The organism is Vogesella indigofera (assembly GCF_003633895.1).
In the GTDB taxonomy this organism is placed as follows: domain Bacteria; phylum Pseudomonadota; class Gammaproteobacteria; order Burkholderiales; family Chromobacteriaceae; genus Vogesella; species Vogesella indigofera.
In genome coordinates, this window is record NZ_RBID01000019.1 from 147,133 (window position 1) to 163,630 (window position 16,498).

Below are 16,498 nucleotides of genomic sequence, written 5' to 3' on the forward strand. Positions count from 1 at the left end.
CGATGCAAGACAGCCTTGCTCGCTACGTCCCGCTGTAGCCTGTGTTGCGTAAACATTCGGGCCTGCCCACTTCCGTGTTGCTGCGGCTGGCCGTGGCGGAAGGAGGCCGGAGGGCAACAGACCGGCGGCTGGCCACGGCATCGTGCCCAAGGTTGGCCGCAAGCCCTTGCCGGTTTGCGGCCAACCTTGTCTTGGCGGGGGGGGCCGTGGTGACGATGGTCGTGCCCGTTGCCGCATGGCAATGCAATATTGTTGCGTCATGATGTGTTCTAATAAGCCTTTTCGGTAGTAAAGAGGGCTTCAGCATGCAGATACTGGCCGTGGTGACGGTGCTGGCGCTGGCGGCCTGGGCGCTATGGTGCACCCGGCAGCTGCGGCGTTACCGGCGCTGGCTGGACGGCGCCGCCGATCCGGTGCTGCTGGTCGAGCGCAACGGCCGTATCCGCTTTGCCAACCGCCAGCTGTGCCAGCTGCTGGACTTGCCGGCGGCCGAGGTGCGGCGCCTGCGGCTGGAACAGATCGTGTTGCCGGACAGCGACGGCTACGGCCCGGTGTGGGCGACGCTGTTTTCCCGCCACTCGCGCTTTGTCGGCAGCCTGGGCCTGCGCCAGGTGCGCTACCGCGCCGGGCTGGAGCGCATGGTGATCGATGCCGCCGCCTTGCCGGAGGACGCGCTGGTGCTGCTGACGCTGCGACCGCCGTCGCGGCAGAATACCGACCAGCCGCATCACTATCTGGCGCAGAAGCTGCTGCAAACGGCGGAAGCCGACGCCGGCATCGGCTCGTGGGTGCTGCAGATGGCCTCCGGCCGGCTGGACTGGAGCCGCGAGGTGCACCGCATTTTCGGCACGGATCCGGCAACCTTCCGCGCCACCGAGAGCGCCTATTTCGAGCGCGTGCATCCTGCCGACCGGGCGCGGGTGCGCGCGGAGCTGGACGCCAAGATGGCGCTGCAGCAGCCGTTCGACATCGAATACCGCATCATCCGCCCGGATGGCGACATCCGCGACCTGCTGGAACGCAACCATATCCACTGCCTGCCGGACGGCACCATCGACCACCTGTGGGGTACGGTGATCGACATGACCCAGCACAAGCAGCTGCAGCGCCAGCTGCAACTGGCGCAGCTGGCGGTCGAGCACAGCTCCGAGGCGGTGGCGATTGCCGATGGCGACATGCGCTGGCTGTATGTGAATCCGGCGCTGTGCCGCATCGCCGGTCGCGACGAGGCGGCACTGCTGGCGGCGCCGCCGTCGTTCCTGCTGCCGGGGGCGGATACCGCCTTGCGCGGCCGGGACTTGCTGAGCCTGCTCGGCGAGCGCCACCACTGGCAGGGCGAGTTGCGCATCGCCCGCCGCGGCAGCATGCCGTTGCCGGTGCTGGCGTCGGTATCGCGCGTGCAGGACACCGGCGGCGGCGCGGAAACGGTGTGGGTGTTTACCGACATCAGCCGCATCAAGGAATCGGAGCGCCAGTTGCAGAGTCTGGCCTTTTTTGACGGCCTGACCGGGCTGGCCAACCGCACGCTGTTCAACGAGCAGCTGGAGCGGGCGCTGCAGGCCAGCCGCGTGGCCGGTACGCCGCTGGCGCTGGTGTTTGCCGACCTGAACGGTTTCAAGCAGGTCAACGACCGGCTGGGGCATCAGGCCGGGGACGAAGTGCTGTGCCGCATCGCCACGCGGCTGAGCCGAGCGGTGCGCAGCGGCGACCTGGTCGGGCGCTGGGGCGGCGACGAATTCGCCATTCTGCTGCCGGCCTGCGGCGATGCGGCGGTACTGGCCGCCTTGCTGCAGCGCCTGCAGCAGGCGGTGTCCATCATGTGTCCGCAGCCGGCGGCAGCGCCGCTGGCGGTCGGCGCCAGCTTCGGTGTCGCCTGTTTCCACGGCGATGCGCTGACGGCCACGGCGTTGCTGGCGCAGGCCGATCAGGCGATGTACCGCGCCAAGTCGCAGGGTGGCGGCGCGGTGTGGCTGCATGACGGGCAGGGGCTGCAGCCGTTTGCCGCCACCGCCGGCAGCGAGGCGGCGTCCGGCCAGCCGGCCGCGTTATGACAGATGCGGGCGGCGCGGGTATGCTGCAGGTTCCTGTCCCGTGTGTGCGCCGCCATGACCGTCAATCCCATTCTCAATAGCGATTCCTACAAGCTCAGTCACTGGGTGCAGTATCCGCCCGGCACCGACGGCATGTATTCCTACGTTGCCGCGCGTGGCGGCACCGCCTCGCACGTGCTGTTTTTCGGCCTGCAGGCGCTGCTGAAGGACTACCTCAGCCAGCGCATCACCCTGGCGCATATCGACGAGGCGGAGGCACTGGCCGCGCTGCACGGCCTGCCGTTCAACCGCGCCGGCTTCGAACGCATCGTCAAGCGGCACCACGGCTACTGGCCGGTGCGCATCCGCGCGGTGGCCGAGGGCGAGCTGATCCCGACCGGGGTGCCGATGGTCACCATCGAATCCACCGACCCCGAGCTGTTCTGGGTGGTGTCCTTCCTGGAGACCGCGCTGCTGCGGGTGTGGTACCCGATCTCGGTCGCCACGCGCAGCTTCCGCGCCAAGGAAATCATCCGCCGCTATCTGGCGCAGACCGCCGACGACCTGTCCGGCCTGCCGTTCAAGCTGCACGATTTCGGCGCGCGCGGCGTATCCAGCTACGAGAGTTCGGAAATCGGCGGCCTCGCCCATCTGGTGAATTTCATGGGCAGCGACACGCTGGCGGCGCTGGTCGCCGCGCGCCGCCACTACCACGAGCCGTGTGCGGCGTTCTCGATTCCGGCGGCGGAGCACGCCACCATCACCGCCTGGGGCCGGCCGCAGGAGGGGTATGCCTTCAGCAACATGCTGCAGCACTTCGCCAGGCCCGGTGCGCTGCTGGCGGTGGTCAGCGACAGCTACGACGTCTTCCACGCCGTCAGCGAGCTGTGGGGCGAACGGCTGCGCCAGCAGGTGATAGACAGCGGCGCCACGGTGGTGATCCGCCCTGATTCCGGCGAGCCGGTGCAGGTGGTGGCCGAGGTCATCGACCGGCTGGCCGCCGCCTTCGGCACCACGCTGAACAGCAAGGGCTACCGCGTGCTGAACCATGTGCGCGTGATCCAGGGCGACGGCGTCAATCTGGCCAGCATCGACGCCATCCTCTCAAGGCTGGCCAAACTGGGTTACAGCGCCGACAACGTTGCCTTCGGCATGGGCGCCGAGCTGCTGCAGAAGCTGGACCGCGACACCCACAAGATGGCGCTGAAGTGCTCGGCAATCAGTGTCGGCGGCCAGTGGCGCGACGTGTTCAAGGACCCGGTCACCGACCCCGGCAAACGCTCGCTCGGCGGCCGCGTGGTGGCGGCGCGCGACAGCCGCGGCGCCTGGGGCGTCAACACTCTGGAGCGGGTGAGCGACGCCGACCTGCAGATGCGCGTGGTGTGGGAAAACGGCAAGCTGCTGCTGGACGAGGATTTCGCCACCATCCGCGCCCGCGCCGCCGCCCATCTGGCGCACTGACATGCTGAGCCCCGAACAAGTGGTACAGGCACAACTGGAGGCCTACAACGCGCGCGATCTCGACGCGCTGCTGGCCTGCTACGCCGCGGATGCACGCATGTATGTCTATCCGGCCACGCTGGTGGCCGAAGGCCGCGAGGAACTGCGCGAACGCATGCGCCAGCGCTTCGCCGAGCCGGACCTGCACGCGCGGCTGCTGCGGCGCGTGGTGCTGGGCGAGGTGGTGATCGACGACGAGATCGTGACCCGCAATTTTCCCGAGGGCCGCGGCACGCAGGCGATGACCATGATCTACCGCGTCAGCGACGGCCGCATCAGGGATGCGTCCGCCATCATGGGGGAGATGCGACTCGACGCCAGCGTCTGAGCACCCGTCGGTAAAGGTTGGCCGCACCGCCATCTGGCAGTGCGGCCAACCTTTTTTTCGGCCTGCCGTTTCAGCGCTCGCTCTGCAAGGCGGCCAGCGGCAGCACGCGGATGGCGTTGCCGGGTACCGCCAGATTGGCCCACAGCCAGTTCAGGTGCGCGACCAGCGTCTCGCCGCTGGCGTGCGGACGGTCCTTGCAGGTGTGGGCGTCGGCGACCACGGTGACGGCGTAGCCGAGCGAGGCGGCGCGGCGCACGGTGGTGTCGACGCAGAAGTCGCTGGCGTAGCCGCCGACCCACAGGTTCTCGATCTCCTCGCTGTCCAGGTACTGGCGCAGGCTGGTGTCGAGGAAGCTGTCGGCGGCGGTTTTTTCGATCACCGGGTCATCCGGCTGGCGCTGCAGGCCCGGATGCAGCTGCCACGCCTCGCTGCCGCGTGGCAGCTCGGCCTCGTGGTGCTGGATGAACAGCACGCGGTGGCCGCAGGCGCGGGCGTGGGCGATCAGGCGGTTGAGTCTGGCCAGGGTCTCGGCGCCGCGCGTGGCACGCGGCGCCAGCTCGATCAGGCCATACTGGAAATCGATGACCAGCAGTGCGGTAGCAGACATCAGGCAAGACTCCTTCGGCAACGGGGTGGCAAGGTTGGCCGCATGCCGCGCGGCCATGGCGCACAGTGTAGCGTCTGCGGCTGCGGCCCGGGATGTCATCGTGCTGTCGGCGGCGGCAGCGCCTTGCTATGCTGAGTTGATGGCCAACCCCGCGACGGAGGCATGATGGCACGACTCGATAGTCAGCAGGCATTCGAACAGCACCTGCAGCGCGACACCGCGCAGCGCTATGTCGCCCAGTTTGCCGGTTGCTGGCTGCAGAGCTGTTTCCAGCCGATCTTCTACCGCAGCGGCGGCGTGTTCGGCCACGAGGCGCTGTTGCGGGTGCACGACGCGGCCGGCGACAGCGTGCGCCCAGACCGTTTCTTCGCCAGCCTGCCGCTGTTGCAGCAGATCGACGCCGACAGCCTGGCACGGGTGATCCACATCCGCAACTTCGCCGCCAGTGCCGAGCCGGGCTGCCTGACGCTGAACCTGCTGCCGCTGACGGTGGTGCATGAGGCCGGTTATGGCGGCAACTACGCGCTGATGCTGCAACGGCTGCAGCAGCTGGGCATCGACAACGGCCGCGTGATCCTGGAGGTGGTGGAGTACGAGGTGGAAGAGGGCGACGGCGCGCTGTCGGCGGCGCTGGGTGCGGCGGCAGCGGCCGGTTTCGGCATCGCGGTGGACGATTTCGGCGCCATGGCCTCCGGTCACGGCCGGGTGCGCGCGCTGCGACCGGACATCATCAAGATCGACCGCAGCCTGCTGCTGGACTACATGCAGGGCGACAACGGCCAGCTGGCGGCGGTGCTGCAGCTGGGCTGGGAGGTCGGCAGCCGCATGCTGGTGGAAGGCATCGAGACCGAGGCGCAGTACCGTGCGATGTGCGGCCTCGGCGTCGAGCTGTACCAGGGTTTTTACCTCGGGCGGCCGGGCTTCCTGCCGGTGCGGCGCGAGCTGTGAGCCATGAATGAAAAAAGGTTGGCCGCAAGCCGGTAACGGGCTTGCGGCCAACCTTTTGCCGGGCTGCCGCCTTACAGCAGCACGCGTTCGATGCCGCCGTTGCGGGCGTTGTCGACGTAGTCCTTCATCCAGTTGTCACCCAGCAGGTGCTTGGCCATTTCCACCACGATGTAGTCGGCCTGGGTGCCGGTGTCGTCGCTGTAGCGGCTCAAACCCTGCAGGCAGGACGGGCAGGAGGTCAGGATCTTCACCGGCTTGTCGCTGTCGCCGAGCTTGGCCAGATCCTTGTTGATCTCCTCTTCCTTGCGGAAGCGCACCTGGGTGGCGATGTCCGGACGGCTGGCGGCAAAGGTGCCGGATTCGCCGCAGCAGCGGTCGTTCTGTACCACGCCGCCGCCGAGCAGCTCGTTGACCACCTTGATCGGCTGGTAGGCCTTCATCGGGGTGTGGCACGGGTCGTGGTACATGTACTTCTGGCCGCCGACGCCGTCCAGCTTCAGCCCTTTTTCCATCAGGTATTCGTGGATGTCGATGATGCGACAGCCGGGGAAGATCTCCTCGAAGCGGTAGTTGGCCAGCTGGTCGTAACAGGTGCCACAGCTGACCACCACGGTCTTGATGTCGAGGTAGTTCAGCGTGTTGGCCATGCGGTGGAACAGCACGCGGTTCTCGGTGGTGATCTCGTCGCCCTTGTCCTTGAAGCCGGCGCTGGTCTGCGGGTAGCCGCAGCACAGGTAGCCCGGCGGCAGCACGGTCTGGGTGCCGACGTGCCACAGCATCGCCTGGGTGGCGAGGCCGACCTGGCTGAACAGGCGCTCCGAGCCGCAGCCGGGGAAGTAGAACACCGCTTCCGCGTCTTCGCTGTCCTTCGGATTGCGGATCACCGGGATCACGTTGCCGTCTTCCACGTCCAGCAGTGCGCGCGCGGTTTTCTTCGGCAGCCCGCCCGGCATCGGCTTGTTGATGAAGTGGATCACCTGCGCCTTGATCGGCGCCTTGCCCAGCGTCGCCGGCGGCTGCGCGGTCTGGCTGCCGGTCAGTCCCAGCTTCTTGCCGATGCGGTTGCCCAGGCGCTGCAGCTTGTAGGCGCCGCCGACCAGGCCGCTGCGGATGGTCTTGATGGTGGCCGGGTCCTTGGCGGTGAGGAAGGCCATGCCCAGCGCGGTGCCGGGGTTGAACTTCTTGTTGCCGGTCTTGCGCAGGAAGTTGCGCATCGCCACCGACACGTCGCCGAAGTCGATCTTCACCGGGCACGGCTTCACGCAGCGGTGGCACACGGTGCAGTGGTCGGCGACGTCGGACAGCTCTTCGAAGTGCTTCAGCGACACACCGCGGCGGGTCTGTTCCTCGTACAGGAAGGCTTCGGTCAACAGGCCGACGCCGAGGATCTTGTTGCGCGGCGAGTACAGCAGGTTGGCGCGCGGCACGTGGGTGGAGCACACCGGCTTGCACTTGCCGCAGCGCAGGCAGTCCTTCACCGAATCGGAAATCTGGCCGATGTCGGACTGCTCCAGGATCAGCGATTCTGCGCCCAGCAGCGAGAACGACGGCGTGTAGGCCATGGCCAGGTCGGCGCCCGGCAGCAGCTTGCCCTTGTTGAAGTGGCCGTTGGGGTCGACGCGCGCCTTGTAGTCGCGGAAGGGCTGGATTTCCTCTTCGGTGAGGAATTCCAGCTTGGTGATGCCGATGCCGTGCTCGCCGGAGATCACGCCGTTGAGCGAGCGCGCCAGCTTCATGATGCGTTCCACCGCGCGGTGCGCGGTCTGCAGCATCTCGTAGTCGTCGGAGTTGACCGGGATGTTGGTGTGCACGTTGCCGTCGCCGGCGTGCATGTGCAGCGCGACGAAGGCGCGGCCGCGCAGCACTTTCTGCTGGATCAGGCGGATGGCTTCGATGATGGGGCTGTCGGCCTTGCCGGCGAACAGCGCTTCCAGATCGGCCTGCAGCTCGCGCTTCCAGCTGACGCGCAGCTTGAAGTCGCGCATCGCGGTGAACACGCTGGCCTCAAGGTTGGCCGCAGCGTCTTCTAGCGGCGCTTGTGGCCAACCTTGCCGGTACTGCGCCAGCGGCGTGTCCAGGTTGTCCAGCAGCCACTGCCAGCGTTGCTGTACGGCGGTGATCAGCTCCAGCGCGGTCTCGCGGCGGTCGCCGATCAGCTCGTCGGCGGACAGGGTGCCGCCTTCGGTATCCACCGGCAGGCGGCCGTGGAAGAACTCGGCCAGCTGGCCCAGCAGCTTGATCTTACTGGCGATCGACAGCTCGATGTTGATGCGCTCGATGCCGTCGCTGTAGTCGCCGAGGCGATCCAGCGGGATCACCACGTCTTCGTTGATCTTGAAGGCGTTGGTGTGGCGGGCGATGGCGGCGGTGCGCGAACGGTCCAGCCAGAAGGTCTTGCGCGCCTCGGGAGTGACGGCGATGAAGCCTTCGCCGTGGCGGGCGTTGGCGTAGCGCACTACCTGGCTGGCGGCCTCGGCCACCGCGTTTTCGTTGTCGGACACGATGTCGGCGATCAGCACCATCTTCGGCCGGCCCTTGGACTTGGCCTTGGTGGCGTAGCCGACGGCGCGCACATAGCGCCAGTCGAGGTGCTCGAGGCCGGCCAGCTGCACGCCGGCCAGCACGCCGGCGCCGTTCGGCTTGAAGTAGTCGGTGATCTCGACGATGGCCGGGGTGGCTTCGGCGACGGTGCCGAAGAATTCCAGGCACACGGTGCGGGTGTGCGCCGGCATCTTGTGCAGCACGAAGCGCGCGCTGGTGATGATGCCGTCAGTGCCTTCCTTCTGCACGCCGGGCAGGCCGGCCAGGAACTTGTCGGTCACGTCCTTGCCGAGGCCGACCTTGCGGAAGCTGCGGCCGGGAATGTCCAGTTGTTCGCTGGAGATCACGGTCTGGCCGTCGTCCTGCAGGCGGCTGACACGGAAGCTGGCGACGTCGACGTCGTGGATCTTGCCGTAGTTGTGGTTGATGCGCTCGATAAACAGCCAGTTGCCATCCGGATCGACCATCTTCCAGCTGGCGAGGTTGTCCAGCGCGGTGCCCCACAGCACCGCCTTCTTGCCGCCGGCGTTCATCGCCACGTTGCCGCCGATACAGGACGCTTCTGCCGAGGTTGGGTCCACCGCGAACACCAGGCCGGCGGCGCTGGCCGCTTCCGATACCCGGGCGGTGACCACGCCGGCACCGCACTGGATGGTGGCGCGCTTGCCGTCGAGGCCGGGCAGGGCGATGTATTCGACGCCGACATGGCGATCCAGCTTCTCGGTGTTGATGACCGCCGAGCGCTTGTCCAGCGGCACCGCGCCGCCGGTGTAGCCGGTGCCGCCGCCGCGCGGGATGATGGTCAGCTCCAGCTCGATACAGGCTTTCACCAGCGGCGCGATCTCGGCTTCCGTATCCGGGCACAGCACCACGAACGGGTATTCCACGCGCCAGTCGGTGGCGTCGGTCACGTGCGACACCCGCGCCAGACCGTCGAACAGGATGTTGTCGCGGCGGGTGATCTTGCCGAAGCGCTTGAGGATGGCGGCGCGCAGCTCGCGCGTCTCGCCGAACTGCTGCTCGAAGCTGTCCACCGCCTGGTAGGCGGCGGCGATCATGCGGCCAACCTTGTCGTTGCCGTCGCGGCGCTTGTCCACTTCGCCGAGGCGGTGACGCAGCGCGCCGACCAGTGCGGTCAGGCGTTGCGGATTGTCCAGCAGGTCATCGACCAGATAGGGGTTGCGGTCCACCACCCAGATGTCGCCCAGCACCTCGAAAAGCATACGGGCAGAACGGCCTGTTTTCCGTTCTGCCCGCAGCTCTTCGAGTAATTGCCACATCGGTTCGCCCAGCAGGCGAATGATGATCTCGCGATCCGAATATGAGGTGTAGTTGTACGGGATTTCCCGCACGCGTGTGTGAGTGGTGGCGCTCATTATGTCCCTGAACTTCGGCGATTATTTGTGGAGAGTTGCCGCGATTTTACCGCAAATGCTGCGCCGCGAAAAATGCCGCTAACGTCAGGCTGATATAACCGTTAGTGATTGGATATTGTCGGCATTATGCAAATAACGCGGGCCGTTTTTTAGCGGGCGCAGCACGGCAACTGGCGGCCAGGGTTGGCCGCCAGCGGGGGACAATGGGGGGGCTCAGGTTGCGAGCTGCGCGGCCAGCCGCACCGCCTCGAACAGGCTGCCGGGGTCGGCGCGGCCGGTGGCGGCGAGATCGAGCGCGGTGCCGTGATCGACCGAGGTGCGAATGATGGGCAGGCCCAGCGTGATGTTGATGCCGGCGCCGAAGCTGGCGTGCTTCAGTACCGGCAGGCCCTGGTCGTGGTACATCGCCAGCACCGCATCGCCCTGCGCCAGCTTGTCGGGGTTGAACAGGGTGTCGGCCGGCAGCGGCCCGATCAGGTTCATGCCCTCGCCACGCAATGCGGCCAACGTTGGCTCGATGACGTCGATTTCCTCGCGGCCCATGTGGCCACCCTCGCCGGCGTGCGGGTTGAGGCCGGCGACCAGGATGCGCGGCGCGGCGATGCCGAACTTGGTGACCAGATCGGCGTGCAGGATGCGGATCACCGCGGCGAGGCTATCGCGGGTGATGGCATCGGCTACCTGCCGCAGCGGCAGGTGGGTGGTGGCCAGCGCCACGCGCATGCCGGCCCCGGCCAGCATCATCACCACCAGTGGCGTGGCGGTGTGCTCGGCGAGGTACTCGGTGTGGCCGGAGAAGGCCACCCCGGCGTCATTGATCACGCCCTTGTGCACCGGCGCGGTGACCATGGCGGCAAACTCGCCGCTCAGGCAGCCGGCGATGGCGACATCCAGCGTGGCCAAGACGTAGCGGCCGTTGGCCGCATCCAGCACCCCCGGCCGGCAGGGCGCGGCCAGCGGCACGTGCCACACCTCCAGCGCCCCGGCCGGCGCGGGCTGCGCGCGCTGGTAGTCGACCAGCGGCACGTCCAGCCCCAGCGCGGCGGTGCGCTGTTGCAGCAGGGTCTTGTCGGCGATGACGACGCAGCGCGCCGGCAGCGCCAGCTCGGGCAGGCGCAGCACCAGGTCGGGGCCGATGCCGGCCGGTTCTCCGGCGGTGACGGCGAGGAGGGGGAGCGGGGTGGACATGGCGGCTTTCAGCAATAAAAGGGCAGCAATGAAAGGGGCAGCAATAAAAAAGGCCGGTGCGAGCACCGGCCTTGGGGGTTATTTTTCGATCAGCCGGTCATCGATGAAGGCCGCGGCGCGCAGTTGCTGCAACCAGTCGTTGTAGTTCTGCTCTGCCTTGCGCTGGCGGATCTGCTGCTTGATCGCCAGCTTGGCGCGTTCGCCGGACACGTCCTGGCTGCGCACTTCTTCCAGCCGGATCAGGTGCCAGCCGAACGGGCTGCGTACCGGCTCGCTGTTTTGCCCGGCTTGCAGCGCGTTGAAGGCGCGCTCGAATTCCGGCACCGTATCGCCGGGGTTGAGCCAGCCCAGATCGCCGCCGAGCGAGGCGCTGCCGTCCTCCGAGAACTGGCGTGCCACCGCTTCGAAGCTGGCGCCGCGCTGCAGGCGGTCCTGCACTTGCAGGATGCGCGCCTTGGCTTCCGCTTCCGAGGTGGCTTCGTTGGTCTTGATCAGGATGTGGCGCACCTTGTGCTGCTGCACCAGCTGCTCGCCGGCGCTGTTGCGCTTGTCGGACAGCTTGAACAGGAACAGGCTGCCGTTGGCGCGCACGATGTCGGTGACGTCGCCGACCTTCATGCTGTCCAGCAGCTGGATGAAGTCCGGCGGCAGCGCGCTGGCGCCTTTCCAGCCCATGTCGCCGCCGCTGAGCGCGGTGGCGGCTTCGGAGTAGCGGGCGGCCACTTCGGCGAACGACTGGCCGTTACGGATCGCCTGCTGTGCTTCCTGCAGCCGCTGGCGCAGTTTCTCAATCTGCGCGGCATCGGCGCGTTCCGGTATGTTGAGCTGGATCATCGCCAGCCGGTACTCGGCGTTGGACAGCCCCTGGGTGCTCTTCAGCACCTGCTCCACCTCGCTGTCGGTGACATTGACGCGGCCGACGATCTCGCGTTCCTTGATGCGGTCCAGCAGCAGGTCCTTGCGCAGGCTCTTGCGGAACTGCTCCAGTGACAGCCCGTCCTGCTGCAGGCGGGCGTACAGCCCCTGCAGGTCCGTCTTGTTCTGTGCCGCCAGCCGTTGCAGGGTCTGGTCGATTTCGCTTTCGCTGACGCGCAGGCCGTTGCTGGCGGCGTACTGCAGCTGCAGCTGCTCGTTGACCATCAGGTCCAGCACCTGCCGCGACAGCACGCTGGCCGGCGGCAGTGCCACGTTCTGCCGTTTCAGGCTGGCGGTGATTTCGGCTTCGCGCTGTTGCAGTTCGCTCAGCGTGATCACGCCGTTATTGATCACGGCGACGATGCGGTCGGCGGTCTGCACGGCAGCGCTGGCCGGGGTGGCCAGGCTGAGGGCGAGGGTCGCGGCAAGAAGGAGCTGTTTCATCAGTTACCTGTTGTCTCGTTGATTGGGCTGTAGCCCGGAATGGCTAGTCGCAGGGCATTGAGCGGATTGCTGCCGACGCTGCTGAAGTCTTTCAGCTCCAGTTGCAGGAACACGGCATTCTTGGTCTTGTCGAGGTCGGTGACGTAGCGCTGGCCGACCACGCGCATGCTCCAGCAGCCATCGTTGTACTCCACCCCGGCCAGTTGCTCCAACGCTTTTTTGTCGCGCAGCGAGTAGTTCTGCCGCGCCACCGCGTACCAGCGCGGCGCGATCGGCCACTGGCCGGCGACATCGATCTGGCGCAAGGTGTCACGCTCGCTGCCGCTGCCGATCAGCTCGTCACGGCCGTAGCGGTAGCGCACGCTGACGGTCTTGCCCGGTGCCGGGTTGTAGCGCAGCTGCGCATTGTAGCGTTCGGTCTTGGATAGCGCCTGGTTGTACTGGTAGGAACCGTCCAGCCGCAGGCTGTGGCTGAGGTCGCCGCCGACGGTCACGAGCAGGTCGGAACCGGCCTCGCTGCGTTCGCTGCTGCTGCCGTCGAGGCTGATGTCGTCGCGGCTGAGGTAGAAGCGCTGGCCGATGGCGACGCGCAGCCGTTCCAGCCCGTTTTCCTTGTCCAGATAGCGGCTGGTCAGCGCCGCGGTGACCTGGTTGGCCGCATTGATGCGGTCGTGGCCGGAGAAGCGGTTTTCGGTGAACAGCTGCGCAAAGTTGAAGTCGTTTTCCGAGGTGTCGAAGTTGGGCAGGCTGGACTGATCGACCTTCGGGATCTTCACGTAGAACAGGCGCGGCTCCAGCGTCTGGTTCATGTCGCGGCCGAACAGCGTGCTGTCGCGCTCGAAGTACAGGCCGCTGTCGAGGCTGACGATAGGCAGCGTGCGTTCGTCGCTGCGCACCGTCTGGCTGCTGTCGCTGTTGGCCAGTTCGTAGCGGGTAAAGTGGACGCCGACTTTCGGGCGCAGGAAGCCCCACGGCCGTTCGATGGCATAGCCCAGGCTGGGGTAGGCCACCAGCCGCGTGCCTTCTTGCTTGCTGCTGTGACTGAAGCGGGTTAGCTCGCTTTCGAGGTTGCTGCTGAAACCGGCGAACTGTTGGCGGGCGTTGATGCTCAGCTGCGGCAGGCGCGCGTACGGCTCTTCCACCGTGCCGTTCTCGTCCTGCAGCGTCTGGTAGCGCTGCGCCTTCAGCGTCACCGAGCCCCACTCCGGCCGGTAGCTGAGCCAGGCCTCGCGCTTGAGGTTGACGTTGGCCGCACTGCTGACGCGGTCGCCAAAGTCGTCGAAATAGTCGTCATCGGACACGTAGGCGCCGTTGGCGCCCGCACTCAGCGCCGGTGCCAGCTGTTGCACGTGTTCGCCCTTCCACAGGAAGCGGCTCTGCTCGCTTTTCTTGTCGTCGGGCAACTGCTCGGTATACAGCTGGCCCTGGGCGTCCGGCAGCAGGTAGCGGCCTTCCAGTCCCAGCATCATGCCGCGCTGTTCGATGTAGCGCGGGGTAATGGTGGCGTCGTAGTTCGGCGCGATGTTCCAGTAGTAGGGCAGCGACACCTGCAGCCCGTCGCTGCCGGTGCTGATGGTCGGGAACAGCAGGCCGCTCTTGCGGCCGCCGTCCAGCGGGAAGTCGATCCACGGCGTGTACAAGATAGGCACGCCCTGGAATTCCACCCGCGCATTGCGCGCCACGCCGACATTGCGACCGTAGTCGAGGTCGATGGTGCTGGCCTTCAGGTACCAGGAGTCGTCGTTGGGATCGCAGGTGTTGGCGCGTGCGCTGCGCAGGCGGTAGTTGTCCTTGCCCTGGAATTCGAGCTTGCCGGCATTGCCGCGCAGCGTCTTGCCGTCGCGGCCGAAGCTGAAGCTCGCGTTGCTGGCACTGCCGCTGCGCTCGCCCAGCAGGTAGTCGAGCTGCTCCGCCTCGATTTGGCCGTCCGCCTGCGTCAGCCGCACCCGCTCGCCGGCGCGCAACTGCTGGCGCTGGACGAAGTATTCCAGCCAGTCGGCCTCGACGGTCTGGTCGTCGCGGGTGGCCTTCACCTGACCGCTGGCCTTCAGCTCGACGTCCATCTGGCCGCTCAGGGTGTCGGATTCGACACTCAGCGTGCCCGCCGGCAGGGAGTCCGCCTGCGCCAGCGGCAGCAGGAACAGGGGGAGCAAGGCCGCCATCACGGGCGTCAAACGGAAGCGTGTCTGCATCGGAAGAAGTCGAGCCGGCCATGTTGGGGCGCGGTCAAAGCGGTTACAATCGCGTCATTGTACCCAATTTGCCGATATACGCGACTATGCAGCGACTCGAAGCCCTGAAAGCGTGGCTGGCCACGCAGTTTCCCGATCAGACCATCACGGTGGAATTCGCCGCCGCCGATGCTGATTTCCGCCGTTACTTCCGTGCCACCTTCCCCGATGGCAGCACCCGCATCGTGATGGACGCGCCGCCGGAAAAGATGAACACCGACGCCTACGTCAGCGTGCGCGAGCTGTTTGCGCCGGCGGCCAACGTGCCGGCGATCCTGCTGCGCGACCGCGAGCAGGGCTTCATGCTGCTGGAAGACCTCGGCACCATCACCCTGCTGGCGGCACTGCAGCACGATGAATGGGAAATGGTGCGCAAGCACCTGCTGCTGGAAGCGGTGGATACCCTGATTGAGATCCAGAAGATCAGCCAGCCCGGCGTACTGCCGGACTACGACCACGCGCTGCTGACCCGCGAGCTGAACCTGTTCCCGGAGTGGTACGTGGCCAAGGAATTGGGCAAGCCGCTGACCTACGCCCAGCGCCAGCTGTGGGACGCGGCGCTGCAGGTGCTGCTGCCGCGTATCGAGGCGCAGGGCAAGGTCTATGTGCATCGCGACTACATCGTGCGCAACCTGATGCTGACCCCGGGCAAGCCGGGCGTGCTCGACTTCCAGGACGCGGTGTACGGCCCGGTCAGCTACGATATCGTGTCGCTGCTGCGCGACGCCTTCATCGGCTGGGACGAGGAATTCGTGCTCGACATCGCCGTCCGCTACTGGGAAAAGGCGCGTGCCGCCGGCCTGCCGGTGGCGGCCACCATCGACGACTTCTACCGCGATTTCGAGTGGATGGGCGTGCAGCGCCACCTGAAAGTGGCCGGCATCTTCGCCCGCCTCTACCACCGCGACGGCAAGGACAAGTACCGCGCCGAGATCCCGCGCTTCATCAAGTACCTGAAGAAGACCAGCCGCCGCTATCACGAGCTGCAGCCGCTGTTCCAGTTGCTGGTGGAGCTGGTCGGCCTCGACGAGGACGACAACGACGACAGCATCGGCTCGGTGTTCAGCCATACCCGCATCTCGTCCGACCAGTAAACCCGGCCTGGCGCCGGTCACGCCGCAGGCGTGGCCGCTGCCAGCCGGTGTCAGGAAGCCGACCCCATGAAAGCAATGATCCTCGCCGCCGGCCGCGGCCAACGCATGCGGCCGCTGACCGACCACACCCCCAAGCCGCTGCTGCCGGTAGGCGGGCAGCCGCTGATTGCCTGGCATATCCAGCACCTGGCTGCCGCCGGTTTTAGCGATATCGTCATCAACCACGCCTGGCTGGGCGACAAGATCGAAACCACGCTGGGCGATGGCAGCCGTTACGGCGTGCGTCTGGCCTACTCGCACGAGAAGAGCGCGCTGGAAACCGCCGGCGGCATCGCCACCGCGCTGCCGCTGCTGGGCGATGCCCCGTTCGTGGTGGTGAACGGCGACGTGCTCACCGATGTCGACTTCGCCGCCTTGCGGCCAACCTTGGCCGCACTGGATGGCGAGCGCCACCTGGCGCACCTGCTGCTGGTGGCCAACCCGCCGCACCACCCGGGGGGCGATTTCGGCCTGCTGCCGGATGGTCATCTGTCCGGCAATGCCAGCGACGGCATCGGCCTGACCTTCTCCGGCATCGGCCTGTATCACCCGGCGCTGTTCGCCGCCATTCCGGCCCACCAGCCGGCCAAGCTGGCGCCGCTGCTGCGCGCGGCCATGGCACACGGGCAGGTGACTGGCGCCCGCCACGACGGACTGTGGCTGGACGTCGGCACGCCCGAGCGGCTGGCGGAGGCCGACGCCATCGCGCAAGGCTGGCTGTCGGCGTGAAACGCCGCATCCTCGGCATCGACCCCGGCAGCCGCATCACCGGTTTCGGCGTCATCGACATCGTCGGCAACCAGCGGCTGTACGTCGCCTCCGGCGCCATCCGCACGCCGCAGGGCGCCAGCCTCGCCGAGCGCATCAAGGTGCTGGTGCACGGCATCCACGACGTGATCGCCACCTACCAGCCAACCGAATCGGCGCTGGAGCAGGTGTTCGTCAACGTCAACCCGGCGGCAACGCTGATGCTGGGCCAGGCGCGCGGCGCCTGCATGACGGCGCTGGTGATGAAGGAGCTGCCGGTGGCGGAGTACACCGCGCTGCAGGTGAAACAGTCGGTGGTGGGGCAGGGCAAGGCGCCGAAGGAGCAGGTGCAGTTCATGGTGGTGACCATGCTCAACCTGTCCGGCACGCCGCAGGCCGACGCCGCCGACGCGCTGGCGGTGGCGCTGACCCACGCCAACCACAGCGGCGGCGCCATCGGCCAGCTGGCCAAGCTCGGCTACAAGGTGAAGGGCGGGCGGCTGGTGTGAG

The 16,498-nt window shown here is 67.0% G+C and carries 12 protein-coding genes; 7 read left to right on the forward strand and 5 right to left on the reverse strand.

Going from position 1 to position 16,498, the window contains the following annotated elements; translation table 11 throughout:
- Positions 1 to 305 precede the first annotated feature (305 nt).
- The 3 genes from C8E02_RS16165 to C8E02_RS16175 are packed head-to-tail and all read left to right on the forward strand — an operon-like array spanning position 306 to position 3,858.
- A complete protein-coding gene (locus C8E02_RS16165) occupies positions 306 to 2,051 on the forward strand; it encodes a sensor domain-containing diguanylate cyclase (protein WP_120812508.1) in 1,746 nt (581 codons plus the stop codon).
- Positions 2,052 to 2,105: 54 nt separating this feature from the next.
- On the forward strand, positions 2,106 to 3,491 hold the full coding sequence (locus C8E02_RS16170; protein ID WP_120812510.1) for a nicotinate phosphoribosyltransferase: 1,386 nt from the start codon (positions 2,106 to 2,108) through the stop codon (positions 3,489 to 3,491).
- Between the two features lies 1 nt (position 3,492).
- Entirely contained in the window at positions 3,493 to 3,858 is a 366-nt protein-coding gene (locus C8E02_RS16175; protein WP_120812513.1) for a nuclear transport factor 2 family protein, read from the forward strand.
- A 70-nt stretch (positions 3,859 to 3,928) separates the two neighbouring features.
- On the opposite strand, the gene C8E02_RS16180 is transcribed toward C8E02_RS16175, so the two are convergent.
- Positions 3,929 to 4,465, reverse strand: a complete 537-nt coding sequence (locus C8E02_RS16180) for a cysteine hydrolase family protein (RefSeq protein ID WP_170152177.1) — start codon at positions 4,463 to 4,465, stop codon at positions 3,929 to 3,931.
- 165 nt (positions 4,466 to 4,630) lie between these two features.
- Between C8E02_RS16180 and C8E02_RS16185 the strand changes: the two genes are divergently transcribed.
- Positions 4,631 to 5,413 carry an EAL domain-containing protein gene (locus C8E02_RS16185; protein WP_211329270.1) on the forward strand — a complete coding sequence of 261 codons (783 nt, stop codon included), beginning with the start codon at positions 4,631 to 4,633 and terminating at the stop codon, positions 5,411 to 5,413.
- 71 nt (positions 5,414 to 5,484) lie between these two features.
- On the opposite strand, the gene C8E02_RS16190 is transcribed toward C8E02_RS16185, so the two are convergent.
- The 4 genes from C8E02_RS16190 to C8E02_RS16205 form a co-directional block, all read right to left on the reverse strand.
- A complete protein-coding gene (locus tag C8E02_RS16190) occupies positions 5,485 to 9,330 on the reverse strand; it encodes a DUF3683 domain-containing protein (protein ID WP_120812521.1) in 3,846 nt (1,281 codons plus the stop codon).
- 213 nt (positions 9,331 to 9,543) lie between these two features.
- Positions 9,544 to 10,518: a 4-hydroxythreonine-4-phosphate dehydrogenase PdxA gene (gene pdxA / locus C8E02_RS16195; protein ID WP_120812583.1), complete on the reverse strand. Its 975-nt coding sequence runs from the start codon at positions 10,516 to 10,518 to the stop codon at positions 9,544 to 9,546.
- Between the two features lie 78 nt (positions 10,519 to 10,596).
- Positions 10,597 to 11,877, reverse strand: a complete 1,281-nt coding sequence (locus C8E02_RS16200; protein WP_047968040.1) for a peptidylprolyl isomerase — start codon at positions 11,875 to 11,877, stop codon at positions 10,597 to 10,599.
- Positions 11,877 to 14,039 (reverse strand): LPS-assembly protein LptD, encoded by a 2,163-nt coding sequence (locus C8E02_RS16205; protein ID WP_425452002.1) that lies wholly within the window; start codon positions 14,037 to 14,039, stop codon positions 11,877 to 11,879. The genes C8E02_RS16200 and C8E02_RS16205 overlap by 1 nt, the downstream gene beginning before the upstream one ends.
- Before the next feature lie 116 nt (positions 14,040 to 14,155).
- Here C8E02_RS16205 and amgK point away from each other — a divergent pair, with 116 nt between their 5' ends.
- The 3 genes from amgK to ruvC all read left to right on the forward strand — a co-directional run bounded on the left by amgK (position 14,156) and on the right by ruvC (position 16,497).
- Positions 14,156 to 15,202 (forward strand): N-acetylmuramate/N-acetylglucosamine kinase AmgK, encoded by a 1,047-nt coding sequence (gene amgK / locus C8E02_RS16210; protein WP_120812527.1) that lies wholly within the window; start codon positions 14,156 to 14,158, stop codon positions 15,200 to 15,202.
- 66 nt (positions 15,203 to 15,268) lie between these two features.
- Positions 15,269 to 15,970, forward strand: a complete 702-nt coding sequence (gene murU / locus C8E02_RS16215) for an N-acetylmuramate alpha-1-phosphate uridylyltransferase MurU (RefSeq protein WP_120812531.1) — start codon at positions 15,269 to 15,271, stop codon at positions 15,968 to 15,970.
- Positions 15,967 to 16,497: a crossover junction endodeoxyribonuclease RuvC gene (ruvC, locus tag C8E02_RS16220; protein WP_047968036.1), complete on the forward strand. Its 531-nt coding sequence runs from the start codon at positions 15,967 to 15,969 to the stop codon at positions 16,495 to 16,497. Before murU ends, ruvC begins: the two co-directional genes overlap by 4 nt.
- Position 16,498: the final 1 nt, after the last annotated feature.